We start from the raw sequence: 26,356 nt of genomic DNA on the forward strand, positions 1-26,356 counted from the left end.
TTTCTATAACAAAAAAAATGTAATTAGGTTTTATATGTAAGATGCAAAAAAGGGAAAAAAGTTGCAGGAAAGCTAATTTTTTTAATCAGGATTACTTATTTTCAGACAAAACAACATGGAATATGCGAACAGTGTTCCTTGTAACCCTGAACCTATTGTCGGGGCGTTCTCCCACAACCCAGACAATTTCCTCTCCCGAGAGCAGAACCCAGATATTTTCTTTCTCCTTCAAACTAAACTTGCGGTCGGTAAAATAATCACTCAACTTCTTTCTTCCTTTCATCCCAAAGGGAATGAACCAGTCGCCCTGTTGCCATTTCCGGAGGATGAGCGGGAATTTCAGCCTGTCATAATCAGCATAGAGGAAACGTTTGCTTCGCAGAATGTCAACAGGCACTGACAGCGTGCAGAAGGCAAGATGCAGGGGTGTGGACATTTCTTCGGCCTGCTGTTCTATCAGGAAGGATCTGTCTGTTTCTGCCACGACGGGCATCCGGTCGATGAGGAAATAATCACGATCCTTGATCACCCGGTACGGTTCTGCAAAAAAGATCCTTCCGGGTTCGGCATCCATGCTTCTGCAGATATCACGTATGGAGGACGGGGTGAAGCCCAGTGGCGAAAGTAACTCAAACAGGACTGATAGCGGGGAGGGTGTTTTATGAAGAGCCCGAATATCAACTCTGTCATTATGAAAAACGCTTTCTATCGATTCTTTTATTGAGGCGCTGTATACCTTCTCCGCTTCCGTCACCTGTAGAGCTGTGCGGTAAATTGCATCCTTCACGGACGGATTCAGTTCCTCGAGCATGGGTATAATATGTAAGCGAAGCCTGTTTCTCAGAAAAAGATCTTCCTTGTTGGTACTATCGGTCACATAGGGAATGCCGCGCTCTGTTATGTATTGTGAAATTTCTTCACGTGAAAGACAAAGCAACGGACGTGTTACCCTGTTGTTTTTGGGTGAGATGCCGGTCAGCCCCCTGATGCCGGTGCCACGGACAAGATTCATCAGTACCGTCTCTACCGAGTCATCCCTGTGATGTGCCACAGCGATGCTCCCTGCATGATATTGCACCCGCGTCATCTCAAACCAGCGGTAACGCAGTTCACGTGCTGCCATTTCAATGGATATTTTTTTATCGGAAGCATACTGCCGGGTGTCGAACCCGACTGAGACAAAAGGGACATCCACACTTTTACACCATCGTTTTACGAATTCCTCATCCCTGTCCGACTCCTCACCCCGAAGATGAAAGTTGCAGTGGCCGGCCACGCACTGGTATCCCAGCAATGTGAGTATATCGAGCAATGCCATGGAGTCCATTCCCCCGCTCAGTCCAACGATAACAGGGGCTTCGGGGGGAAACAGATCCTCCTTCTTTATGAAAGAACGAACAGTGTCAATCATCTTTTTTGGTAATCAGCATTATTAAAACAAAAGTACGAAATTAATTCTTTACCGGAAAACAGGGTCAGATTGCCATAAAAAGTGTATTTTTGTAATACAAATTAATGGTTAAGTGATTTCGTATGATGATAGAAAAGATTGAGGCTCTCCTTTCAGAAATAGAGCATTTGACGGTATCTACGGCCGATGAACTGGAGGCGGCACGCATCAAATACCTGAGTAAAAAGGGTATCATTTCCATGCTGATGGACGATTTTCGTAATGTGGCGACGGAGCAGAAAAGGGAGATGGGCATGCGTGTAAACGAACTAAAGCAAAAAGCCACGGAGAAAATTCAAATGCTGAAAGAACAGTTCGATCATAATCATTCATTCACCGCAGACGTCGATCTCTCCCGTACTGCCTATCCTGTTTCATTGGGTACACGACATCCTATATCTATTGTCAAGGAAGAAATTGCGGATATCTTCAAACGACTCGGCTTCTCCATTGCGGAAGGACCGGAAGTGGAAGACGACTGGCATGTATTCTCTTCACTGAACTTTGCAGAGGATCACCCCGCCCGCGACATGCAGGATACCTTCTTCATACAGCATGACCCCCAGATTGTATTGCGGACACACACCTCGTCGGTACAAACACGCGTGATGGAAAAGACGGAACCGCCTATCCGTATCATCTGCCCGGGCCGTGTATATAGAAATGAGGCGATTTCCTACCGGGCTCACTGCTTTTTTCACCAGGTGGAGGCATTGTATATTGACAGGGAGGTATCGTTTGCCGACCTGAAGCAGGCGCTGCTTTTCTTTGCCAGGGAGATGTTCGGTGAGCATACCCGGATCAGGCTGCGTCCTTCCTACTTTCCGTTTACCGAACCAAGTGCAGAGATGGATATCTCCTGCAATATCTGCGGAGGAAAAGGATGTCCCTTCTGCAAGCACACAGGATGGGTAGAGATACTGGGATGCGGCATGGTAGACCCAAACGTGTTGGAAAACTGCGGTATCGACAGTAAGATATATTCCGGTTACGCATTGGGAATGGGTATTGAGCGTATTACAAACCTCAAGTATCAGGTAAAAGATTTGAGGATGTTTTCAGAGAACGACGTGCGTTTTCTGGCTCAGTTCCAATCGGCTCATTGATATTCTTGCTACGCAAGGTATTTGCACTTTGTGAATTTGAATAACAACCGAATAACCACTATATAACAATGGATATCAGATATTTTCTTCTTTCGACTTTCATTTTGGCCTCCACAGGCATGCCGGCGCAAAAGACAACGCGCGTGAATGCCATCAAGGCCAACGATTATGGTGTGGTTTACTCACTCCCCAAGACATCGTTTGAAATCACATTACTGGTAAGAAAAAGTAGTTACCGGCGGGGTGATTTCTATCCATATGCACAGCGTTATCTGGGAATTGACAATCCGGTAACAGAAGACAGGGTTGTCTACATGCTCGAAGATATATCCGTTAAAAACAAAGGTATTCCCGACAAGAGCAATTCGTTTATGATACAATTTCAACCCAAGAGCTTCGAGCCTTTTGTCAGCCTGCGCGAAGATGGAGTAATTGTTTCCGTGAATGCTGATCCGGAGAATGAAATGCAGAAGGAAAAGGCTCTGCCTCAGGGTGAACGTGCGGCCGTGAACCCGCGGCGTTTTCTTTCTCAGGAGACACACATGGCAGGATCCGTAGCCAAGCAGGCGGAACTGGCAGCACGACAGATATTTGACCTGCGCCGCAGTCGTACCGACATCCTCACGGGTGAAGCCGAGAGCATGCCACCGGATGGAAATGCTTACAAAGTGGTGATGGATGAAATAGATTTGCAGGAAAAGGCACTGACGGAGCTTTTTACCGGCAGTCTGCAGACAGAGTACTTTGTACGTACCTATACCGTTGTTCCCAATGCACAGGATATAGACAAAATGGTGGTGGCGCGCTTCTCTGGCAAACTGGGGCCAGTAGATGCCGATGATCTCGCCGGCGAGCCGGTTCTGTTAACGTTGCAAAATAAAACACCACGGATTGAACTTCAATTGTTAGAGCGTGATATAAAGCGATTGGAAACGAAACTCACAGAAGGACTGGTATATAATATCCCTGGAAAAGCTCTGCTGACCATCCGTTTCAGGAACGAAACTTTTGCGGAAATGGAAACGGATGTCGTTCAATACGGGTCACAGGACGTGTTGACAAAAAAAATGTTTGACAATATGAAAAAACCTATTCAGGTTTTTTTCTACCCGGAGCTGGGTGCAATTAAACAGATTATTCAGTAATGAAGAAGAATATCATTTTATCAGAAGCCTTACTGGCCCTTGTCGTAATAGGACTGGTCTCTTCATGCAAAGGCATGGGAAGCAAAGGAGAAAGAAATGAACTGGTATATGACAGTATTGTGGTAAAACAGCAAATACCTCTGATTCATGAAAATGATTCCACGCTGCCATTCGCCGATGTCAATGTCTCTTTTATCTACCCTGTTAAATTTCGTAACGACGAAAGCCTGTCAAGGCTACAGGAAATTTTCAAAGGTACTTTTTTCAGCAGTACGGAATTTGATGCCATGCCCCCTAAAGTGGCCATGGACGAATATATTCGCAGGTACAGCGACCGCTACAAATCGCTGTCGAATACTTACTACGAGGATAAGGCCCGTCTGAAAGGAACAATACCAGTCTGGTACTGGTATTACATGAATACGAGCAACAAGATTGTGTTTCAGGATGATTCTCTGCTCAGCTACGCCGTTGAGTACAGCGATTATGAGGGGGGAGCACACGGATCTTATCGTATTACATATACCAATATCGACCTGAACAGGCTTGTAACCCTGACGGAGGAAGATCTTTTCATACCGGGCTACTACAAGCCACTCACAGAAAAAATTGTGCAGGCGCTTATGAAAGCTTATGATGTAAGTGAGCCCGATTCCTTACTGACAAAAGGCTTTTTTACCATCGAGGACATTGTTCCCAATAACAATTTCTGGCTTAACAGGGAGGGTATTCACTATACCTACAATCAGTATGAAATTGCCCCATATGCCATGGGGACGATCAATGTAGCGATTCCCTATAGTGAACTGGAGGATATCCTTCTCTACATGCCGGTAGCACGCTTAAATTCGAGATAGAGCGTAATTGATACTTCCTTGCCGATTCCCAAACCGTCGGGATCATAGGCGACATGATAATCGAGCCGGTTGATCTTGTTTTTGGCAATAAACCCGATGGTCTCCGTCCCATCCTGACCTTTTACCGCTCCACCGTACACGACGTCGAAGATGGCATCTTTTGTTACATCCTTGATCTGCAGCTTGCCGTGAAGTTTATAGTTTTTATCATCCACCTTCTCAATGTGTGAGCTTTCAAAAGTCATTGCAGGATATTTTTCCACTTCAAAGAAATCGGCACTTCTGAGGTGATTATCCCGCATGGGGACACTGGTATTCACACTGGCTACTTCTACATTGAAAAAAACACGGGCTTCTTCCATTTTGTGGGGATTACCGATAATTCCACCGTCGAACTTCTCAAATTTACCGCTCACAAATGTGATACCCATGTGCTTTACTTTGAAATTAACAGAGGTATGTGAGGGATCTACTTTATAATGGGATTGCGCCATCAGACCGATACCGGCAAAAAAGGCGATAAATAACAGTATCCTGCGTTTCATATACTTTAATTTTTAATTAATTATGATTGATTTTTCTATTCTGATTTACCTTTTAACATGCAAACCATTTTGATTGTTCATCTATGGAATTACCTTTGGGCTATAAAATAAATTGATGAAAAAGTATTACCTTTGTGCAACAAAAGCCTCCTGGCAATTGTTACTTCATTTGCAGGACATTCACAGCCTGTCTTTTTGAACGGGTGCTACACCCACGAATTTATAAGAATTATATGCAGGAACTAGATCAAGACCAAATATTAAGCGAACTTACCACCCAGGATTACAAGTATGGTTTTACAACGGAGGTGGAGACTTACATCATAGAAAAGGGTTTGAATGAGGATGTCATCCGGTTGATCTCATCAAAGAAAGAAGAGCCGGAGTGGCTCCTCGATTTCCGGTTGAAGGCTTACCGCCACTGGTTGACGATGAAACTGCCCGATTGGGCACATTTAAAAATCCCGACCATTGATTACCAGGATATCATTTATTATGCTGACCCAACAAAAAAGAAAAAACCGGGGAGTATCGACGAGGTAGACCCTGAGCTGCTCAAAACCTTTGAGAGGCTGGGCATACCTCTAGAGGAACAGAAACAGCTTACCGGTGTAGCCGTAGATGCCGTGATGGACAGCGTATCCATCAAAACAACATTCAAGGATGTACTGGCTGAAAAAGGGATTATTTTCAGTTCTTTCAGCGAGGCGGTAAGGCATCATCCCGATCTGGTGAAGAAGTATCTCGGGACCGTTGTACCCTACAAGGATAATTACTATGCTGCCCTGAACTCCGCCGTGTTCAGCGACGGTTCGTTTGTCTATATCCCGAAAGGGGTGCGCTGTCCCATGGAGTTGTCCACATACTTCCGCATTAATACAGCCAATACGGGCCAGTTTGAACGAACCCTGATTGTGGCAGACGATGACTCTTATGTAAGCTATCTTGAAGGATGTACGGCGCCCATGCGTGATGAAAATCAGCTTCATGCCGCCATTGTGGAAATCATTGCGCTCGATAATGCGGAGGTGAAATACTCCACTGTACAAAACTGGTATCCGGGAGATAAAAATGGAAATGGCGGGGTATACAACTTCGTTACCAAAAGAGGCATCTGTAAAGGGAACAACTCTAAGATCTCCTGGACACAGGTAGAAACGGGATCGGCCATCACCTGGAAGTATCCCTCCTGTATATTGGCCGGCGACAATTCGGTAGGTGAATTTTATTCGGTTGCTGTAACCAACCACTATCAACAGGCCGACACCGGTACCAAGATGATTCATCTTGGCAAGAACACCCGCAGCCGCATTGTTTCCAAAGGTATTTCGGCAGGAAACAGCCAGAACAGTTACCGTGGTCTGGTCAAGGTGACCAAAAAGGCAGAGAATGCACGCAACCACTCGCAATGCGACAGTTTACTGCTGACCAACCGTTGCGGTGCACATACCTTTCCATATACCGACATTCAGAATCCCACGGCAGTACTGGAACACGAAGCAACCACTTCCAAAATCAGCGAGGATCAGATTTTCTATTGCAACCAGCGCGGCCTGGGTGAAGAGGAAGCCATTGGACTGATTGTAAATGGTTACGTGAAAGAGGTTGTGAACAAGTTGCCGATGGAGTTTGCAGTAGAAGCTCAAAAATTATTGCAGATCAGCCTGGAAGGAAGCGTGGGCTAATTAGCCACTCCTTTAATCTGTCTTCACATGCTGGGATATTATTTGTTTTATTCCCTGGGCATAATATTACCAGTTGATGGGTGGTATTCCATGTGCCTTTAAATAATCATTCGTTCTGCTAAAATGCCTATTACCAAAGAATCCACGGTGGGCAGACAAGGGCGAAGGGTGTGCCGATTTTAATATTAAATGTCTATTCGCATCAATGGTCTCTCCTTTGCGCTGTGCATAGGCCCCCCATAATATAAAAACAAGATGCTCTCTTTGGGTGGCAAGATGATGGATCACGGCATCGGTAAATTCTTCCCACCCTTTTCTCTGATGCGATCCTGCACGGTGAGCCTGCACGGTAAGTGTGGCATTCAGTAGCAATACACCCTGCGTGGCCCACCTGTCCAGATTTCCCGACCTGGGAATCTGCTTTCTCAGATCCTGCTCTATCTCCTTATAAATATTCTGAAGAGAAGGTGGCAGCGGCACGCCTTCGGTGACTGAAAAGCACAGTCCGTGTGCCTGCCCAGGCTCATGATAGGGGTCCTGCCCAACAATCACTACCTTCACCTCATTGAAAGGACACCGGTTGAAAGCATTAAAAATCAGTTTGGCCGGCGGATATACTGTTTTGTCTGCATATTCCTGCCTTACGAATTCCGCCAGCCTTTCAAAGTAAGGTTTATTGAATTCTTCCTGCAAATGAGCCTTCCAGCTCTCTTCAATTCTTACGTCCATGAGATTTATATCTGATGAAGATGCTAAAATAGACAAATTTACCGTAAAATAAAAATCCCTCTCCAGTGAAGAAGGATCCGAATTATCCGGGACTACTGTTTAAATAAGCATAATTCCCTGTGCCTTAGCTGATTCCCTCATCTCCTGCGGCCACAGGCTGGCCTGTATTTCTCCGATATGTGCTTTCCTCAGATAATACATGCAAAGGCGCGACTGCCCTATTCCTCCTCCAATGGAAAGCGGCAGTTCATTATTCATCAGCCGTTTGTGAAAATATAAATTGAGCCGTTCTTCCTTATTTCGGGCTTTCAGTTGTCGTTGCAACGCAACAGCATCCACACGGATACCCATGGACGAGAGCTCCACGGCTTTTTCCAAAACCGGATTCCATACCAGCAAATCGCCATTCAACCCCATATAACCGTCACTGTTCAGTGTGCTCCAGTCGTCGTAATCAGGTGCCCGTCCATCGTGTGGAAGACCGTTGGAGAGGGGGGCTCCTATGCCTATGATAAACACAGCACCGTGTGCCTTAGTAATGGCATCTTCCCTTTGTTTATCATCCATTCCAGGATACTTTTGAAGCAACTCTTCAGAGTGGATGAAGGTAATTTCACAGGGGAGTTGCGGAGTAATCGCGGGAAACAATTCAAACACCAGGTATTCAGTACGTAGCATTGCTGCGTAAATACGGCGTACAATCTGTTTAAGATAATTCACATTCCTGTTTTGTTCACCAATCACCATCTCCCAGTCCCACTGATCTACATACAATGAATGCAGGTTGTCAAGCTCTTCATCAGCACGGATAGCATTCATATCGGTATAAACACCAAAACCTTCCTCTATTCCGTAGTCGGCAAGGGTGAGGCGCTTCCATTTGGCCAACGAATGCACAATCTCAGCCTGTTTGTCGTTCATATCCCTGATCGGAAAGCGAACGGGTCGCTCAACACCGTTCAGGTCGTCGTTTATGCCCGTACCACTCTCTACAAAAAGAGGAGCGGTGACCCTGCGTAAGCGAAGTTCCGAAGAAAGGTTTACCTGAAAAAAATCTTTGATATGCTTGATACCCAACTCCGTCTGCTTTAAATTCAGCAATGGTTTGTATCCGGCAGGTATTTGCAGTTGTGACATAAGTTTTATTATCTGATTTCAATAAACTGCAAAGTTACCATATTTATTCATTTTGTCAAAAAAAAATGGATCGAAATTTACAATATGACAGATATAAAGTGAAATTAAAAACATTTATTCCAATAAAACACACAAAATTGGCATTTTAGCAATCAGATCAGAGATAATTGATCTGTCCTACAAGTTCATTCACCGAAGCAATGTGATGCCGGTCGAGATATGCCTCGATGCCTTCCAAAATTTTCACTGATGATGCAGGGTCGACAAAATTGTACGTACCGACCTGTATGGCAGTTGATCCGGCAAGAATAAATTCAATGGCATCCTGCCAGTTACATATGCCTCCCATGCCAATGATGGGAATCCGGACAGCATGATAAACCTGCCATACCATACGCACAGCGATGGGTTTAATGCACGGGCCCGACAATCCGCCGGTAATGGTGGAGAGTTTGGGCCTTCTGCTTTCCACATCGATGGCCATACCCAGAAAAGTGTTCACTAGTGAGACTGCATCGGCTCCCTCATCTTCCACTACACGGGCTATTTCGGTAATATCGGTCACGTTGGGCGAAAGCTTCACTATCAGTGTTTTTGGAAATACCTTGCGTACTTCACGGGTGACTTCTGCAGCCGACTGACAGGAAGTACCAAATGCCATGCCACCTTCCTTTACATTGGGGCAGGAAATATTCAGTTCTATGGCAGGCATTTTGTCCAGATCGGCCAGCTTCTCAGCACATGCCACATAGTCTTCGATGGTGGAACCGGATACATTTACAATCATGTGAGTATCATAATCCTTTATTTTCGGATACAGGTGATCTACGAAATAATCGACTCCCTTATTCTGAAGCCCGACCGAATTGAGCATTCCGGAGGATGTTTCGGCCATCCTGGGATAATCGTTTCCTTGTCGCGGCTCCAGAGTGGTTCCTTTTACAAAGATGCCTCCCAACCTCCCCAGATCAATAAAGTCGGCATACTCCGTGCCATAACCAAAAGTACCTGATGCGGTCATGACCGGGTTCTTTAATTCCAGTTCTCCAATATTTACTTTCAATCCAGCCATGTGAGTTCTTTGATGTTAAATACAGGCCCTTCAGTGCAGGCGCAAACGTTTCCTCGTATAGTTTTCTCTATGCAGCAAAGACAGGCACCGAAACCGCAAGCCATCAGATTTTCCAGTGATGCTTCACAGGATATCCCGTTTTGTTGCGCATAGCGCGCCACTGCCACCATCATTGGTTTCGGCCCGCAGGTATAAATAAAATCATATTTCTTTTCTTGAAGGATCGGGTGTTGGGTGACAAATCCCTTCTCTCCCAGTGAACCATCCTCCGTGGTGCAGTAAAGCGTTCCCAGTCGTTCGAAATCGACTCTCTGCAAAATATCCTTTTCTGAACGTCCTCCGAGCAAAAACTCAGGTTTCAAGCCTTTTTCCTTCATCTTTTTTCCCAGAAAAAGCAGCGGCGCAGTACCTACACCGCCACCAATCAGCAAAAAGTTACCCTTATTATCGGGAAGAGTAAAAGAATTTCCCAGCGGGAACATGAGGTTCATGTTTTCCCCGGCGGATAATGCAGATATTTTCGTAGTTCCTTCTCCCACGCGCTGGATCAAAAGCCAAACTTCATTTTGTTGATAATCAACAAAATTAATAGAAATGGGTCTACGAAGAAATACAAGGGGGGAATTGTCGACCCGAATCTGAACAAACTGTCCCGGATACATTTCAGGAAGTGGTTCGTTACCGACCGGACTGATCTTTAACAAATGATTCCGGTCATTTAACCGGGTGTTGGACCGAATAGTAAAATCGCATACTTTCATCAGCTACCTCTCTTTATAAAGTACAAAAATACATCATAATTTTCAATTTAGCGCCACAAAAGAGTGGTCTTGATTCTTTTCGCGAACTCTTCAAAACCATCGGGTAATCTTATTATAAATGAATGTGGTTTCTCCCGGTCTTACCAGGAATGAGTAAATTCTATTTCATACCCATACTCATTCCGGATTGTGATTAAATATTTCGAAAGTATTGTCGCTGTAGTAAATAATTATTTGGGTGATTTTTTTGTTTACGGTTTTTAAAGGCTCAATTTGTTTATTTTCCACGCTTTGAGGGCTGGAAAAGGGCTGTTTAAACAGTGTTTCCTGCCTTTTTTCAACATCAACCGGCCCTTCTCTTTGATTTATCGCATCCTGACGAAATAAATCGGGCTCGACAGGCCGGGATTCAACATTATGTTCCTCCTTGTACATGCTACCTGTTCCCTTTAGTAACCATTCCGGATTAATGTAATGCATTTCATCCAGTATTCTTGTCACTACATCGAGGCTGGGATTATTTCTGCCATTCAGGATATGTGAAATAATTGCCCTGTTAATTTGTAACATGTCGGCAAACCTTGCAGGTGTAAGGTTTTCCTTTTCCATGATCATTCGTATACGATCTTTCATAGCAGTTTGCTTTTTCGATGTTTCTGTCCGGATACTTTTGATATCAAATCGAAGATACAAATGTATAAATTTTTATTCACAAATGAAAAACGCCATATTTATTTTTGTAAACTACAAATATATCATGGTCGGATTACATTTGTTGTCGAAACATTTGAAAACACAAAGATCCTTCTATAAACAACATAAATATTTAATTTATTAAATTGATATAATAATCTCATATATTGATATTTATATAAATAAAAAATCCAATATTTAACGATTTGGCCATAACATTTGCCCTGTTCCGATAAATTAATAAACTTATTCTTTATTAATTCAATGTATAGTGCTTATTGAATGCAATTAAAATACTATATATATTGACATCTTTAAATGTTAAACAAAACAATTCACAATTATACACTGGTTCTTTTTTGAATCTTATCACATTACAATTTTATATAAACAATTATACTCTCTATCCTCCCCTACTCTATATTTACATTTGTAATTAATTATACCGCTTTATTCCGAATAGAAATGTAAATTATTTAAGAGCTATTATTTCATTGCTCTATCGTAACGAAATAGAAAAAAAATTAATAGTGTAAATTTCGAATATATACTCCCCCTTGGTCAGTAATGACTTTAAAAAGGAAGCTGGAACGATTAAATAATTATTACTGCATTGATATTCAGAAAAATAAATCACATTTTTTGTGTCGGATTTTTGGTGCAGATAATAAAATACTCCGGGAAATGAACAGGTAGGCTTTCTTTACTGTTAAATAATATCAGATTTATCTTTTCAATTAAAAAAATTTGATATGAAACTTTATTATGGCATTATCCTGTTCATTTCTTTTTCTATGTTCATCCCCGCGCAGGGAGTCGGACAACAAAAAATTAATTCACCGGAAAGAAACGAAGAACAAAAAAATGTGAACATGGAAACCATGGTTTCCCCAATTGGAAATAAAACGCTGCACAACTTCGTCGTAAAAGATATCAACGGAAAATCATTCAATATGGCATCGCTCAAAGGGAAAAAAGTACTAATCGTAAACGTAGCGTCCAGATGCGGTTTTACTCCCCAGTATGAAGACCTGCAAACGTTGTATGAACGATATAAAGCGAGGAACTTTGTAGTGATTGGTTTTCCTGCGAATAATTTCAAAAATCAGGAACCCGGTACAAACCGGGAAATTAAAGAGTTTTGCACGGCCAATTACGGAGTGACATTCCCCATGATGGATAAGATCAGTGTCAGAGGCGAGGATCAGGCACCTTTGTACAAATGGCTTACACAAAAAAACGAAAACGGTGTAATGGATCAGGAGGTGACCTGGAACTTTCAAAAGTATCTGGTGGATGAACAGGGCCGGCTGGTGGATGTATTAATGCCACGTGAGAGTCCCCTCAGCGATAAAATTGTGCAATGGATCACCACTGATTAGTGCATAATCCTGTATACCAGTTCTTTTAACAATTCACCCTGAGAGGCCGATATATTGTCAATTCCTTTTGAACGGGCATCAAATGCTCTCAGGTCAGAGATGATTGCCATCACTTTATTGACATTATAATTCTGTAATCCGGTCATATAGTCCCGTACAAAATAGTTCGACCGTAAGTTTAAGGCAGCCATAATACTTTGCTCATCCTTTCGTGGTAACCAGTAACACTCGAGTAAGTTACTGAAATAATTAAACAATACTGCGAGGGTAGCCATAATGGGATTCTCTTTCGGATTTTTTCCGAAGTAATCCACAATACGGCTGGCGCTCAGGATATCTTTTCTGATGATGGCGTTCTGCAGTTCAAAAGTATTGTAATTTTTGCTGATGCCCACATTCTTCTCGATCAGATCTGAAGTGACACGACCAGATCCTTCCGGCAGCGACACTTCAAGCTTTTGCAGTTGTGAAATGAGCTTGCTGATATCGTTTCCTACATAATCGGCCAACATACGTGCCGATTTTTCATCGATTCCGATTCCCTTATTTCTGAAGTAAGCCGTCACAAAAGGAGGAATCTGGTTGTCGTAGAGTTTCTTTGATTCAAATACAACTCCTGTTTTATCGGTCTGCTTCACCCAGGATTTTCTCTTGTCCACTGTACCGTGCTTGTAGTTGATGACCAATACGGTGGAAGACATCGGATTTTTCAGATAATGCTCCAACAGTTCCAGGTTTTCGAGATTCTGTGCCTCTTTTACAATGATCAGCTGATGTTCGGCCATCATCGGAAAACGGCGCGCCGAGGAGATGATCACATTCATATCAGAGTCAATTCCATAAAATGTAAGCAAGTTGAAATCCTTTTCGGTTTCAGTCAATACCGTCTCCACAAGAAGTTCCGTAAGGGTGTCAATAAAATAAGCTTCCTCACCCATTAACAGGTAGACAGGTTTAAAGCGACGTTGGAGTATATCGTTACGAATGGTGTCAAAAGTAGGTTTGGAGTCTGTAGCCATCTTTATTTTTAATTTTACCAGTCGAACCGGAGGTGTTTGATTGTAGAACCGTTATTCATAATGGAGGAAAGCGACTTAATACCGATTTTCACATGTTCTTCCACGAAATTTTCGGTTACATGTTGATCGCTCTTTTCGGTCTTCACTCCTGTGGAAATAAGCGGTTGATCTGAAACCAGCAGAAGTGCTCCCGTGGAAATATGATTGGCAAAGCCACATGTAAAGAGTGTGGCTGTTTCCATATCCACAGCCATCACACGCACCTGTCTCAGGTAGCTCTTAAAGTCATCGTCATATTCCCACACTCGTCTGTTCGTGGTATATACTGTTCCGGTCCAATAGTCTCTTCCAAAATCACGAATATTGGAAGAGACTGCACGTAACAGGCTGAAAGCTGGCAGAGAGGGCACCTCAGGTGGAAAGTAATCGTTAGACGTTCCTTCCCCACGGATTGCAGCGATGGGCAGGATGTAATCGCCCAGCTCACTCCTCGCCTTCAATCCGCCACACTTACCCAAAAACAGTACTGCCGTAGGTGCGATGGCACTGAGTAGATCCATGATTGTCGCAGCATTGGCACTCCCCATTCCAAAGTTTATGATAGTGATGCCGTTTGATGAGGCATTGGGCATATTGGCATCTGCACCCACGACCGGTACGTTGAAATGACTTGCGAAAATCTCCACATATTTCTGAAAATTGGTCAGCAGAATGAATTTCGTAAATTCATGCAGCGGCCGTTTGGTATATCGGGGGAGCCAATTCTCTACAATTTCTTGTTTCGTTCTCATAAAAAAACGCTATTTTTGTGCTGCAGGAGTCCGGTCCTACCACAAAGATACAATATGTACACGTTAAATCTCCCCTCTTACGATGCAAAAATCAGAAAAAAAGGTAACAGTTTTGAGATTTTCGATCCCCTGCGGCGAAAATATCTGGTACTAACTCCCGAAGAATGGGTGCGACAGCATTTTGTTCACTACCTGATTACGGAAAAGAATTATCCCTCATCGCTCATTGCCAATGAGGCTTCCCTGAAACTGAACAACCTTATGCGGCGTTGCGATACGGTAGTATACAACAGGCAACTTAAACCAGTCATGATTCTGGAATACAAGGAACCTCAGGTATCCATCACTCAGGAGATTTTTGATCAGGTTGCTCGTTATAACAGCGTGTTGAGGGTAAAACACATTATTGTCTCAAACGGTATGCAACACTATTGTTATCGGCTTAATTTCGATGATCTGTCGTATGAATTTCTGACTGAGATACCAGATTACAGAGAACTGTAAAAGGCGGTCGGCTGTCAGTAATCAACTCTTTAGTAGCGAACGTTCAACAGTCGCCGGTTTGTCTTATAACTACAGCGACTAATAGCTCTCAGCTTCGGAGGGAAAATCAGCTGATTTCACATCATCAACATATTGCTGAACAGCCTTGGTTATCTCATCATGCAGGTTGGCGTAGCGACGCAGGAAACGGGGTGAAAAACCTTTATTGAGTCCCAGCATATCCTGCATAACCAGTACCTGTCCGTCCACATGGGGACCCGCACCGATACCGATCATCGGGATTGTCAACTCTGAAGTCACCTTCTTTGCCAGTTCAGACGGAATTTTCTCCAGCACTATGGCACAACATCCGGCTTCCTGCAGCAGATGTGCATCGTCGAGTAGTCTGGCTGCCTCTGCTTCATCCTGCGCCCTCACTGCGTAAGTTCCGTATTTGTTAATCGATTGTGGCATCAGTCCAAGATGTCCCATAATGGGTATGCCGGCGTTCAAGATTGCCTGAATGGAAGGTAGGATTTCTTTACCCCCTTCCAGCTTGAGACAGTCGGCCTGTGTCTCCTTCATCATCCTTACTGCGTTGGACACCGCCTCGTAGGGATTGCCCTGATAACTTCCAAAGGGCATGTCAATCACCACCATGGCGCGCTTCACACCATTCATGACCGACTTGCCATGGTAAATCATCTGCTCCACTGTCATGGGCAGTGTAGTGATGTTGCCTGCCATCACGTTGGATGCAGAGTCTCCTACCAGGATTACGTCCATTCCCGCCTGATCAATCACCGAAGCCATTGAATAGTCGTAGGCTGTGAGCATGGATATTTTCTCACCACGCTGTTTCATTTCCAGCAGGCGGTGGGTGGTTACTTTTCTTTTGTTATCGGCAGCGAGATATCCTTTTTCTTGTGACATGCAGTTCGATCTTTATGATTAAAGTACAAAGGTAATTCTTTTACCGGGATAAAACCAACTCACACAGGTAGCATCTTTCCCCTTTTATTTTCTAAACTTTCTTGAAGATAATCCAAAAGAATACCATATCTTTGCCCTGAATTTTGGTTTTATTCACTTCAAAAACTTTCGAAGTGAATGATGAAAAGGGAATCAGGTGTAAATCCTGAACAGACCCGCTGCTGTAAGCTCCGCTTACGTGCTGAACAAACAAACCTCTTTGCCACTGTCCCCAAGGGATGGGAAGGCGTTCAGACACGGGAGTAAGTCAGAAGACCTGCCAAAATAACAAAGTATAAGGCTTTCGGGGAGTAAGGCTTACTATATCAGAAGGAATAAATTCATATCCGACCTGTTGATTATCAACTATTTAATACATAATTAAGTGTGCCCCCATGCCTTGTTATTTTTACAATTGACATGTTAAAAATAATATCGATATGGGTAAAAAGTTATTTATTCTGGCATTATCTATTCTCACTTTTGCAAGATGCTCGGATGGGAATACTCTCCGGATATCTCCTCTGGAAATATCCGGTCTTGAAAACGAATATACCCTGTTGGTGGGACTAATACAGGTTATTACAAGCAATGATGAAACTGTTTACTTATGGGAATTGGACAATAATGTGGTAACTACTGCATTAAAGTATAGCTTTATTTCTACAACTGAAGGAATACACCGATTGAAATTTACAACAAAAAATGATGGAAGTGAATCAACTAAAGAGATTGTATTGACAGTAATCTCTGAAGATCAACTTCCTATTGCCATACCGCAAATATATGAAACAGAGATATATACAATTTCACCTCTTGAAATTCCGGACTATTTAAGCGATGAAGAGCAGCTGAGTTGGAAAGTATTAAGAGCCCCGACCGAGTTATACCGTTTATCTTATTCTAATGCCGACCAACCCTTATTTGTTGCAGCACATGAAGGTGAATATAGTTTACAGGTTTCAGGTGGAGAGATAAAAGGTGAAATTACTATTAATGTAAAAAAGAATTCACGAGAATCAAGTGTTTACATATCAAAAGTATTTGACCACAAGCCCGCTCCTGGTCAATTCGTCAACAAACTCCCCGAATATCAAGAAGGAGACACTTACGCCGGCATGGCAAGAAAAGCCAATGATTGCTCCATGAGAAACATCAGGGATATTTTCCAAAAAGAAAACATTACGCCGAATTATCGTTGGATAAATTTCCATAAAAAATATATTATTATACATATCAACGTAGTAACACAAACAACGACAACCCTGCATCGGTTAACGCAGTAAAAAATAGATTCGTATGGGAAACAAAGAAATTTACATCCTGAAACGGGACGGAAAACGAGTCCCTTTCTCCATCAGAAAAATTGAAAATGCCATTGCAAAAGCATTTCTGTCGGTCGGCACATTCGCAACAGAGGACGACTTCATTTCCATTCTCTCCCGTCTCCATATTTTCGACGGGATGACGGTAGAGGAGATCCAGAATCAGGTAGAAACAGCCTTGATGGCTGAACAATATTTTGCCGTGGCAAAAGCATATATGTTGTACCGGCAAAAACATACCGAAACACGCGAGATACGCGACAAGATGAACTTCCTGATTGACTATTGCAACGCCCAAAATGCCGCCACAGGGAGCAAATTCGATGCAAATGCCAACGTGGAGAAGAAAAACATTGCCACGCTTATCGGTGAGCTACCCAAAAGAAACTTCATTGACCTGAACCGGAAAATGATTACCGACCGGCTAAAGAAAATGTATGGAAAAGAGCTGTCGGACAAATACATCGGCATGCTCAACGAGCACTTCATTTACAAGAACGACGAAACAAGTCTGGCCAACTATTGTGCGAGCATTACCATGTATCCCTGGCTATTGAATGGCACTTTATCCATTGGCGGCAACTCTACTCCACCCACCAATCTGAAATCTTTCTGCGGAGGATTTATCAATATGGTGTTCATGGTATCGAGCATGCTAAGCGGTGCTTGTGCCACACCGGAGTTCTTGATGTACCTGGATTATTTTATCCGCATGGAATATGGCGATGATTATTTTGAACACGTCGACGATGTGGTGGATTTATCAAACCGTAGGCGGACGCTCGATAAGATCATCACCGATTGCTTCGAGCAGATTGTTTATTCCATCAACCAGCCGACGGGGGCACGTAACTTCCAGGCGGTCTTCTGGAACATCTCCTATTACGACAAGTATTATTTTGCAAGTCTCTTCGGTGAATTCCTTTTTCCCGACGGGTCACGCCCGATCTGGGAATCCATCAGCTGGCTGCAAAAGCGGTTCATGAAATGGTTCAACAAGGAACGCACCAAGGCGGTGCTTACCTTCCCCGTAGAGACGATGGCGCTGCTCTCAAAGGGAGGCGACATGCTGGATACCGAGTATGCCGATTTTACAGCCGAAATGTATTCCGAAGGACATTCGTTCTTTACCTACATGAGCGACAATGCCGATTCGCTGGCGAGCTGCTGCCGGCTGCGTAACGAGATTCAGGACAACGGGTTCAGTTACACGCTCGGAGCGGGAGGAGTATCTACGGGATCGAAAAGCGTGCTGACCATCAACCTGAATCGCTGCGTCCAGTATGCCAGCCGAACGGGACAATCCTACACGGCATTTCTCGAAGAAGTGGCGGACCTGACGCATAAGGTACAAGTCGCCTATAACGAAAATCTGAAAATGTTTCACGAAAAGGGAATGCTACCTCTTTTTGACGCGGGCTATATCAATATCGGACGGCAGTACCTGACCATCGGCGTGAACGGGTTGGTAGAAGCAGCCGAGTCACTGGGAATAGAAATCAATCATAATCCCCGGTATCTGGCTTTCGTGAGGGAAATACTGGGCCTTATCGAACGATATAACAAAAAATACAGGTCAAAAGAACTCATGTTTAATTGTGAGATGATTCCTGCAGAAAATGTGGGTGTGAAGCATGCCAAATGGGACAAAGAAGATGGATACCTTGTACCCCGTGACTGCTACAACAGTTACTTTTACATCGTGGAAGACGCCTCTCTCAACGTGATCGATAAGTTCCGCCTGCACGGACGTGCATATATTGAACACCTGACGGGGGGTTCAGCACTACATATGAACCTGGAAGAACATCTTTCGAAAGCACAATATCGGCAGTTATTGAGTGTGGCCGCATTGGAAGGATGCAACTATTTCACATTCAACATTCCCAACACAATATGCAACGCGTGTGGAACGATTGATAAACGCTACCTTAGACAGTGTCCCAAATGTGGTTCGGCGAACGTGGACTATCTTACCCGCGTGATCGGGTACATGAAGCGGGTCAGCAACTTTTCAGCAGCCCGGCAAGCAGAGGCTTCTCTACGTTTTTACGGTCATTTCGAGAAAGAGGGGAAACAAACAGGTGCAATAATCGATCAGGCATATAACAAATAATTACTTGCATGTTGAAATACCTCAACTACGACATCGTCTTTCAGGAGATCCCCGACGAGGTAACATTGGCCATTAACTTGTCGGGGTGCCCCTATCGCTGTAGGGAGTGCCACAGCCCTGCCTTGCAGAAAGATATCGGGGAAGAACTGGATGAAAAAGTTCTTACAGGACTACTACAGGTGTATGGCAAAGCAATCACCTGCGTCTGCTTTATGGGAGGCGATGCCCACACCGAGAAAGTCTATGAGCTGGCCGAGCATGTGCAAAAAAAATGGAAGGGAACAATCAAGACAGCATGGTATTCAGGAAAAGACAGTGTTCACGATCGGGTTTCAGACTGTTTTGATTTCGTGAAGATCGGCCCCTATATCAAAGCACTAGGAGGATTGGATAAGAAAACCACCAACCAAAGGCTCTATCATATCAAGAATGGGCACTTGGTTGATATTACCTACCAGTTACAAAAATAAAGAGGTTGTCTCAAAATAAAATTTAACCCCCTGAGAAATGAATATTGGGATATGTTCTCAGAAGGTATCCGAAATCGAGTAGGAGGAAAACGAAGTAGTTTTCTTCCTACTTTCGTTTTCCGACCTCTCACACCACCGTACGTACGGTTCTCGTATACGGCGATTCCTTAATATTACACTCTAAACGTTTTATAATAATCCGAGAAGAAAACGTAACCGGCTTTCCTTAAACGCTCGTCAGTAACTGTTCGGCTAAGGATAAAACTATTAGCTATATGCCAATAACCCTTTCTGGTATTCGCCCACTCATATGCCTTGTATCTGTTGATAACCAGCTTAATAAGATTAGCCACCTTGGTTCTAATTCGTTTCCATATAACCATGCGTAGTCTTCGGCGCAACCAGGCATCCGTTGCTGTTAGTAACGTTTTTATGTCTGCCCGTTTGAAGTACTGCACCCAACCTTTGATATATTGGTAAGGTGAAAGAATATCTTCCAGTACTTCCTTCAGATTCCAACTCGCGATGGACACCCTTGACGTAGGCTATGTGATTCACGCTATTAGGGCTCACGAGGGACTTGCACCCGTTAGTTAATGCCCATGCTGGGCAAACTAGAAAGAGGGTGAAATCACATTTGTGATACACCCTCTTTATCCTATTTTTATTATTTTGACGAGAAAGAGATTCAAAACAACCTGCTGTTGAGTTACTCAATATTGGGCTGATGAATATTGTGTAATATCCTTTTATGTTTACAGTGTTCAGTTAACCGCTTCAAAACCTGTAACCCAGTGTAACAAGCCCTCTGATAGAGGTGTTTTTAAGTTCAAACGGACTGGCGTCAATCACCAGATCCTCCCTGTTCACAGTCCACAGATTGGGGAAAGGATAAAGATCGTCGGTTTGTGATTTATAGACTATTGCAAAATCGAGAAAAAAGTTTCTGTTAAAACGGTAACCAATACCGCCGGTAAAATAACTAGTGTCTCCTTCCATCCGAAAGATGGTATTTGATCCGGAGATGGGAGCATCCCCTTTTTCCCTGAATATTGCCTCATAGGGATTCTGCATCCAGGCATAACCGAGACGTCCCGAGAACTGCGGTGTAAAGCGGTACTCAAGTCCTGCCTTGACGGTAGATGCGGGGCGGAAATCCATCGAGATATATTCGTTATCGATATCGTACCAGCCCGGATCGTCCATTGAACCGGAAGGTACCTTCAGCTTCATGCGGCTGTAATCCACCAGTTCATAATCCATACTGGCTATAAAATTGTTCCCGAATACACCGGCAATGCTGGCAACGATCTTCCCAGGTGTCTTCAGATCGTAATCGTTGGTAAAAACGGCCGAATAGGTTTGTCCCGGTTCATAATCAGTATCTGTCACATATGCTCCCATGTTGTCATCTATCTGGGCTTCATAGGTTTCCGTCAGTGCGTACAAAGTGGGGGTATGCCAGGCAAAGCCAAGCCTGAGAAAATTTACAGGCCTGTAGATTGCGCCCAGCTTGGCACTCACGCCGGCGCCGCTGGTGGTGACCCAATTGGTGAGCGTATATCCACCTTTGTCAAAATCTTCCAGATAATCCGATTCAAGACTGTAGGAAATATCCTTGATGGAGAGTGAGAGGCCCAGATTTAGCACATGGCTTATAGTGGTTCCCACCGTAAAATCATAATTATCAACATGGCCTCTTTCTTTTGTACGTATCTCTCCGATAGCTGTCTCACCGAAAGTATTCACCGGATCGTACCGGGTTCCATTGTTGACTGGTTTAATCAGTTTGGAGTTAAATCCCAGGACAGCGAGCCAGGGTTGCGTTACAAAAGGATCGGGAAGGTTATCTCCTATCTCCAGTTTCGAGGGATCAACACCGGCGCTCCTGTCGGCAATATAATCGATCATGGTGCTGGCGGCCGGGCCAACGGCGGTGATATTTTTATCGAACGATTTAAGCCGGTTGTATGAAAAACCAAAGTTCACGAGGGGAAGAACATCGTTTCTAAGGGGAAAATAACCCACAAAGCCTAGATTGTCCATATCGAAGCGGGTTTTATTCGCATCCCGATTTCCTACACTCGACCTGTCCTGCGAAAGATTCAGGGTTCCCACTACTTCCGAGCTGCGATAGACTGCAATACCGGCAGGATTGATAGAGATCGCTGTCTGATCACCACCCAGTGCACCAAAAGCACCACCCATGGACATGGCACGTGCTGTTCCGTGAATATCTTCGCGGGAAAAACGCAATGCATCCACTTCAGATTGTGCGAACAGTGAAGGAGACAGCAAAAAAGACGTGAAGAGTATATAAATGATTTTTTTCATTATCTTGTGTATAATAGATTGATAATAAGAAAAGACTGCCTCCCTAAAAACACCATGGTGTGGAGACAGTCTTGAATATTTGCTACCTATCTGCGACTGCCACTTGAACGTCCGCTGCTGCCGGAGCTTGAACCTGAGCTTCTGCTGCTACTGCTACTACCGCCAAAGGAACTGCTGGATGAAGAACTGCGGCTCGGAGCGGAGTATGTGGCACTTCTGTTTGTTGAACTCGAACTTCTTGATGGCGACGAGTATGTGTCGCTGCTCCGGCTGGGAGTTACACTCCGTTCATAGCCGGAACTGCTTCTTGAGGGAGAAGTGGTGCTTCCTCTCTGATAGATGTTTCCACTGCGAGAGGGAGAAGCATTATTATACTGATAGGAAGAGCTGCTCCTCGCAGAGGATGGTGCGGTGGACCTGTTGATGGATCCAGAACGGCTGGAGGTACCGGAGCGTTCAACGACACGACCCGTTCTTGAGTCATACGTTCTACCCGAGTTATCAATAATTCTTGTCCTCGGAGCAGTAGATTCATTCCGGCCTGTTATGCCGGTACGTGTATTGTTCGTGGCCGTTCTGCCTGATACTGATCCGCGTGTGTTGGCTGTTCTTCCGGACAAAGCGCTGCGTGTACCCGATGTTGAGGATGATCTTCCCGAAAGACCTGCTGCAGCACTGCTTCTGCCGGCTGAACTCGATCTGTACACGCCGGAACTTCTACCTGAACGATTGTGAGTCAGGCTGCTATAATAGCCGTCATAGAATCCGTACTGATAACCGCCGCCCCAGTATCCGCCGTATCCATAATACCAGGGATCGTACCAGCCGCCGTAATACCACGGCGAGTACCAGCGACTGTAATATCGGGGTGAATACCAGCCTCCGTAATACCAGGGATCATACCAGCCACCATAATACCACGGTGAATACCAGCGATTGTAATACCACGGATCATACCAGGGGTCATACCAGGGATAGTAGGAAGATCCCCAGCCCATGCCAAAATAAATGTTGCTGTTCCATCCGCGGTTGTTGTAGTTGTCATACAGATCATCGCCCACATAGACTATCACCTCATCTGCTCCAGAAATTTTGATACTCGATTCGGGATCGTGAAACCGTACTATACGGTCGGTGTACTCATATTCCGAATAACCTTCCGTTGTTCCGGAAAGAGACTGATCATCAGACAACATATCATTGTTACCACGACGATTGTATTCATCCACATCTCTTCCATTGGCAGTCACCTCCATATTGGTGGCATCGCCCTGAACAATTACTACTTTCTTTTTCTGTACCTCCTGTTGTTTTTTCTGAATTTTCACCGTTTCATTCTGTGCCGGATCGGCATAGATATCATCCCATTCCTGTGCGAAACCCAGGAGAGGTACCGCTGTCAGTAAAACGGTCAGTAAAATTTTATTCGTTTTCATAGTTTCTCCCCATTTTATATTCTTGTCTGATTTGTTATCTATCACCTTTAATTGACTCTTTGACACGCTTTGTAGGTAATAGTTTAATGCGCGCGACTTTTTTTCGACAGATTACTTTGCATTACAAATATACAAATCAAAGCAGATAAAACATCCTCTTTTATTCAAAAGATGATTATTTTATCAAAACGCTGCATTTCCGTTAGTTAAAAAATGCAACAAAAAAACTTTCCTTAGTTTTTTTATTTCCTGCAACCCTCTTAAAAAGGGGAATGGTCAAACTGAAAGCGAGATTATGCCGGGATATCTTCAAAAGGATAACTCCAGACCGTCATATGCCAGCATCACGTGAGAAGGGAGTTCTTTTTCAACCACCTCATGCAATCCCATTTCGTGGCTGATGTGAGTAAAAAAGGCTTTCCCGGGTTCAATTCTGTCGACTACCTCCAAAGCCTGATCCAGTGTCTGGTGCGAAATATGTTCTTTTTTCCTCAGTGCGCTAATCACCAGCGTATCCACATTTTTCAATTTATCAAACTCGTTCTCAGGAATGATTTTCACATCGGTCAGATAGACAAAATTCTCAATCCGGTATCCCAGGATAGGCAACTTAAAATGCATCACGCGGATGGGTATTACTTCCACACTGCCGATATAAAAAGAATTTTTTTCACTGATCTTCCTGATGGCGATATCAGGCACGCCTCCGTACCGGACGGGACCAAAGCAATAAGGCATACGTTCCCTGATTGCGTACTCCAACTGTTCTTCCATGAACAGGTCCACCGGACCAAAAACTGAGAAGGGACGCAGGTCGTCGATACCCCCAACGTGATCATAATGTTCATGCGTAAGTAATACCCCATCAATCTTTGAGAAGGGAAGCGGCAACATCTGCTGCCTGAAATCTGGTGTACAATCTATCACCAGCGATTTGTCCGCGACCTCTACTCTGACAGAAGCCCGTAATCGCTTGTCACGCAAGTCGCCGGAGCGACATACGGTACAGTTGCAACCAATCTGGGGTACTCCCGTAGATGTACCAGTACCCAAAAATTGAACTTTCATATTGTGAAGAATAAAAAAACTGCCTCATTTTCTGTAACGGGCAGCTTTTGATCTTGTAAGAAAGGAACGGGCGAACAAATCCACGATCAAGTCCGCCTTCCACCATTTCACACAACTTTTTTAATATTGTCTTTCCAGAATCCAGAGATCATTGAATGGAACCCCATACGTCCTTCTCAGATAATCGGTATCACCCTTGGCTGAATAGGTACTGTATAATTGCTCACGTTTAGCCGCAGCCTGCTGTTTGTCATCGTAACTGGCCACAATTACCCGGTACATTCCCTGTTCGTTCTGCGCCAGAATTACCTGATGTCCTTCGCTGACCATTCTCTCTTTAAGTGATTCGGCATTCAGCTTTACACTTAGTGAGGCAATCACCACGCTGTATTTCTTCAGTCCTGCTGCATCGTTCGCATAAACGGGTTCAACCTTCTCTTTTCTTACAGACACCTCCACAGGGGGAAGCGGACTGGCATCTTTTATCACCGTGGTAGGCTGAGAAGCGGTTTGTTGCATTTCTCTTTCCTTTGCGGCTTCATAAACCTGCTTGTAGGCACTCTGTTTGGGCTTGCATGAAATACCCAAAACCATAAGGGCGGCCAAAATCAATGTGTAATGAAATCTTTTCATATGATTAAAACTATTATTTTCAATGGTGTCATATGAAACTCGCTTTAGTCATGATCTTCTGTGATAATGATTATCATGCTCGTTTCATATGTATTCAGTATTTTTATTTCTTATTTCATCATTCAGTAATAAGTATCTGCAAAGATAGTAAAGAAGGCGTGGTTTGTACGTTCGCAAATGTGAAAATAAATTAAATGGAACCATTTAAACGGTTCCATTTTTGCACTTAAATAAAAAACCCTAAACTATCATCAGTCATCATGTAATTTAATTTTTCCAAGATCAACAACCTCTCCCACCTTTACCTGAATATCATTGATCACGGTATCCCTGAATGTTGTGGTTGTATCCGCAAAAATGGTCAGATCCCATAGTGCCGGTTTCAGACCGGGGAACAGGAATGATCCGTTATCCTCGGGAAGAGAAATCAATGTATCTTCACCGTTGATAATTTGTATGTAACTTACTCCAGCCGAATCTGTTCGCGCAGGCAAAGCAATTCCTTTTATTGTACCGCCAAACGCATCGGCATAGGTACGGATGACCGGTTTCAGGCTATATGTACCATTCCCCTTTCTGACGATTGACCGGGCGGCATCAAAATCAATTACGAAGCTGTAAGCCAGATCCGGAAGCAATGTCTCGTGCAGATTAAACTTAAGACCGCTGGTTTGGGCAGAAGGTGTCGATAGACCATGTACCACACCATTCACCACCACATTGCTTCCATCTCCAAGTATCAACCTTACCTGACTAATTTTTCCGGCAGGTATATCGCCATTGGCCAGCAATACCGTCTCTCCGTTTCTGTAATCCAACAGGTTGTAAATACCGGGATTGGGAACATCCAGATCGATCCATGTCACTTTGCTCGAGTCAATATTGTCTTCGTCGTCAAAGAAATCGTCGGCGAAACCTATACGAACACCACGAACATCTATATTCACTTCCTCATAATTCAAAGCAGGGGCATCTGTCAACTTAAACTGGATGGTTGCTTTTCCGTCTGTGATTTTTTCATTCTCGTTCGTACAGCTCATCACTGTCCATAGCATCAGCATGGATACTATTGTAAGGGAACCATTTTTCAAAATAATTTTTTTCATAAAGTCTTGCATTTAATAGATAGTTTTGCTTAAAAGAAAAT

The 26,356-nt window shown here is 43.9% G+C and carries 25 protein-coding genes and 1 riboswitch; of the genes, 9 read left to right on the plus strand and 16 right to left on the minus strand.

What is annotated here, in order from left to right; translation table 11 throughout:
- Positions 1-91 precede the first annotated feature (91 nt).
- A complete protein-coding gene (gene tilS / locus AC1HCU_RS05070; RefSeq protein ID WP_480369832.1) occupies positions 92-1,411 on the minus strand; it encodes a tRNA lysidine(34) synthetase TilS in 1,320 nt (439 codons plus the stop codon).
- A gap of 125 nt (positions 1,412-1,536) precedes the next feature.
- On the opposite strand from tilS, the gene pheS reads away from it, so the two are divergent.
- The 3 genes from pheS (at position 1,537) to AC1HCU_RS05085 (ending at position 4,558) form a co-directional block, all read left to right on the plus strand.
- Positions 1,537-2,556 (plus strand): phenylalanine--tRNA ligase subunit alpha, encoded by a 1,020-nt coding sequence (pheS, locus tag AC1HCU_RS05075; RefSeq protein ID WP_480371063.1) that lies wholly within the window; start codon positions 1,537-1,539, stop codon positions 2,554-2,556.
- Between the two features lie 68 nt (positions 2,557-2,624).
- Positions 2,625-3,701 carry a DUF4831 family protein gene (locus tag AC1HCU_RS05080; RefSeq protein WP_480369835.1) on the plus strand — a complete coding sequence of 359 codons (1,077 nt, stop codon included), beginning with the start codon at positions 2,625-2,627 and terminating at the stop codon, positions 3,699-3,701.
- A complete protein-coding gene (locus AC1HCU_RS05085) occupies positions 3,701-4,558 on the plus strand; it encodes a DUF3298 domain-containing protein (protein ID WP_321721954.1) in 858 nt (285 codons plus the stop codon). The genes AC1HCU_RS05080 and AC1HCU_RS05085 overlap by 1 nt, the downstream gene beginning before the upstream one ends.
- Here AC1HCU_RS05085 and AC1HCU_RS05090 read toward each other — a convergent pair.
- Positions 4,525-5,103: a YceI family protein gene (locus AC1HCU_RS05090; protein ID WP_480369837.1), complete on the minus strand. Its 579-nt coding sequence runs from the start codon at positions 5,101-5,103 to the stop codon at positions 4,525-4,527. The two genes, AC1HCU_RS05085 and AC1HCU_RS05090, sit on opposite strands and share 34 nt — an antisense overlap.
- Positions 5,104-5,336: 233 nt before the next feature.
- Here AC1HCU_RS05090 and sufB point away from each other — a divergent pair, with 233 nt between their 5' ends.
- Positions 5,337-6,788 (plus strand): Fe-S cluster assembly protein SufB, encoded by a 1,452-nt coding sequence (gene sufB, locus AC1HCU_RS05095; RefSeq protein ID WP_480369840.1) that lies wholly within the window; start codon positions 5,337-5,339, stop codon positions 6,786-6,788.
- A 66-nt stretch (positions 6,789-6,854) separates the two neighbouring features.
- Here sufB and ung read toward each other — a convergent pair whose 3' ends face one another.
- The 5 genes from ung to AC1HCU_RS05120 all read right to left on the minus strand — a co-directional run bounded on the left by ung (position 6,855) and on the right by AC1HCU_RS05120 (position 11,120).
- A complete protein-coding gene (gene ung, locus AC1HCU_RS05100) occupies positions 6,855-7,517 on the minus strand; it encodes a uracil-DNA glycosylase (protein WP_480369843.1) in 663 nt (220 codons plus the stop codon).
- A 99-nt stretch (positions 7,518-7,616) separates the two neighbouring features.
- Positions 7,617-8,654, minus strand: a complete 1,038-nt coding sequence (asnA, locus tag AC1HCU_RS05105) for an aspartate--ammonia ligase (RefSeq protein ID WP_480369846.1) — start codon at positions 8,652-8,654, stop codon at positions 7,617-7,619.
- A 157-nt stretch (positions 8,655-8,811) separates the two neighbouring features.
- Complete coding sequence (locus AC1HCU_RS05110) at positions 8,812-9,726, minus strand: dihydroorotate dehydrogenase (RefSeq protein ID WP_480369849.1); 915 nt, start codon at positions 9,724-9,726, stop codon at positions 8,812-8,814.
- On the minus strand, positions 9,714-10,487 hold the full coding sequence (locus tag AC1HCU_RS05115) for a dihydroorotate dehydrogenase electron transfer subunit (protein ID WP_480369852.1): 774 nt from the start codon (positions 10,485-10,487) through the stop codon (positions 9,714-9,716). Before AC1HCU_RS05115 ends, AC1HCU_RS05110 begins: the two co-directional genes overlap by 13 nt.
- A 177-nt stretch (positions 10,488-10,664) precedes the next feature.
- The gene (locus AC1HCU_RS05120; RefSeq protein WP_480369855.1) at positions 10,665-11,120 is read right to left on the minus strand and encodes a helix-turn-helix domain-containing protein; all 456 of its coding nucleotides are present in this window, start codon (positions 11,118-11,120) and stop codon (positions 10,665-10,667) included.
- A 932-nt stretch (positions 11,121-12,052) separates the two neighbouring features.
- Between AC1HCU_RS05120 and AC1HCU_RS05125 the strand changes: the two genes are divergently transcribed.
- On the plus strand, positions 12,053-12,562 hold the full coding sequence (locus tag AC1HCU_RS05125; protein WP_480371065.1) for a glutathione peroxidase: 510 nt from the start codon (positions 12,053-12,055) through the stop codon (positions 12,560-12,562).
- Here AC1HCU_RS05125 and holA read toward each other — a convergent pair.
- Together holA and AC1HCU_RS05135 are read right to left on the minus strand one after the other, a co-directional pair.
- The gene (gene holA / locus AC1HCU_RS05130) at positions 12,559-13,581 is read right to left on the minus strand and encodes a DNA polymerase III subunit delta (RefSeq protein WP_480369857.1); all 1,023 of its coding nucleotides are present in this window, start codon (positions 13,579-13,581) and stop codon (positions 12,559-12,561) included. The genes AC1HCU_RS05125 and holA overlap by 4 nt on opposite strands.
- A 14-nt stretch (positions 13,582-13,595) precedes the next feature.
- Entirely contained in the window at positions 13,596-14,372 is a 777-nt protein-coding gene (locus AC1HCU_RS05135) for an AMP nucleosidase (RefSeq protein ID WP_480369860.1), read from the minus strand.
- A 54-nt stretch (positions 14,373-14,426) separates the two neighbouring features.
- On the opposite strand from AC1HCU_RS05135, the gene AC1HCU_RS05140 reads away from it, so the two are divergent.
- Positions 14,427-14,876 (plus strand): type I restriction enzyme HsdR N-terminal domain-containing protein, encoded by a 450-nt coding sequence (locus AC1HCU_RS05140; RefSeq protein WP_480369863.1) that lies wholly within the window; start codon positions 14,427-14,429, stop codon positions 14,874-14,876.
- A gap of 78 nt (positions 14,877-14,954) precedes the next feature.
- Here the strand turns inward: AC1HCU_RS05140 and panB are convergent, their stop codons facing one another.
- Positions 14,955-15,788 carry a 3-methyl-2-oxobutanoate hydroxymethyltransferase gene (panB, locus tag AC1HCU_RS05145; RefSeq protein ID WP_480369865.1) on the minus strand — a complete coding sequence of 278 codons (834 nt, stop codon included), beginning with the start codon at positions 15,786-15,788 and terminating at the stop codon, positions 14,955-14,957.
- Between the two features lie 127 nt (positions 15,789-15,915).
- A riboswitch (cobalamin riboswitch) is annotated at positions 15,916-16,126 on the plus strand.
- Positions 16,127-16,267: 141 nt separating this feature from the next.
- Between panB and AC1HCU_RS05150 the strand changes: the two genes are divergently transcribed.
- From AC1HCU_RS05150 to nrdG, 3 genes are read left to right on the plus strand one after another with little or no spacing between them, the layout of a single operon-like run.
- Positions 16,268-17,113 carry a hypothetical protein gene (locus AC1HCU_RS05150; RefSeq protein WP_480369868.1) on the plus strand — a complete coding sequence of 282 codons (846 nt, stop codon included), beginning with the start codon at positions 16,268-16,270 and terminating at the stop codon, positions 17,111-17,113.
- A 13-nt stretch (positions 17,114-17,126) separates the two neighbouring features.
- Positions 17,127-19,268, plus strand: coding sequence for an anaerobic ribonucleoside-triphosphate reductase (gene nrdD / locus AC1HCU_RS05155; protein WP_480369871.1), 2,142 nt, complete (start codon positions 17,127-17,129; stop codon positions 19,266-19,268).
- Between the two features lie 8 nt (positions 19,269-19,276).
- Positions 19,277-19,738, plus strand: coding sequence for an anaerobic ribonucleoside-triphosphate reductase activating protein (gene nrdG, locus AC1HCU_RS05160; protein ID WP_480369874.1), 462 nt, complete (start codon positions 19,277-19,279; stop codon positions 19,736-19,738).
- A 173-nt stretch (positions 19,739-19,911) separates the two neighbouring features.
- On the opposite strand, the gene AC1HCU_RS05165 is transcribed toward nrdG, so the two are convergent.
- From AC1HCU_RS05165 to AC1HCU_RS05190, 6 genes are all read right to left on the minus strand, one after another.
- Positions 19,912-20,271: a group II intron maturase-specific domain-containing protein gene (locus tag AC1HCU_RS05165; protein ID WP_480369876.1), complete on the minus strand. Its 360-nt coding sequence runs from the start codon at positions 20,269-20,271 to the stop codon at positions 19,912-19,914.
- Positions 20,272-20,515: 244 nt separating this feature from the next.
- Positions 20,516-22,072 carry an OmpP1/FadL family transporter gene (locus AC1HCU_RS05170; RefSeq protein WP_480369879.1) on the minus strand — a complete coding sequence of 519 codons (1,557 nt, stop codon included), beginning with the start codon at positions 22,070-22,072 and terminating at the stop codon, positions 20,516-20,518.
- 86 nt (positions 22,073-22,158) lie between these two features.
- Positions 22,159-23,508, minus strand: coding sequence for a hypothetical protein (locus tag AC1HCU_RS05175; RefSeq protein ID WP_480369882.1), 1,350 nt, complete (start codon positions 23,506-23,508; stop codon positions 22,159-22,161).
- 309 nt (positions 23,509-23,817) lie between these two features.
- A complete protein-coding gene (locus AC1HCU_RS05180; protein ID WP_480369885.1) occupies positions 23,818-24,576 on the minus strand; it encodes an MBL fold metallo-hydrolase in 759 nt (252 codons plus the stop codon).
- 120 nt (positions 24,577-24,696) lie between these two features.
- Positions 24,697-25,209, minus strand: a complete 513-nt coding sequence (locus tag AC1HCU_RS05185; protein WP_480369887.1) for an SPOR domain-containing protein — start codon at positions 25,207-25,209, stop codon at positions 24,697-24,699.
- 251 nt (positions 25,210-25,460) lie between these two features.
- Positions 25,461-26,315 carry a DUF4382 domain-containing protein gene (locus AC1HCU_RS05190; protein WP_480369890.1) on the minus strand — a complete coding sequence of 285 codons (855 nt, stop codon included), beginning with the start codon at positions 26,313-26,315 and terminating at the stop codon, positions 25,461-25,463.
- Between the last annotated feature and the right edge of the window lie 41 nt (positions 26,316-26,356).

Source organism: Proteiniphilum sp. LBM24028 (assembly GCF_056629195.1).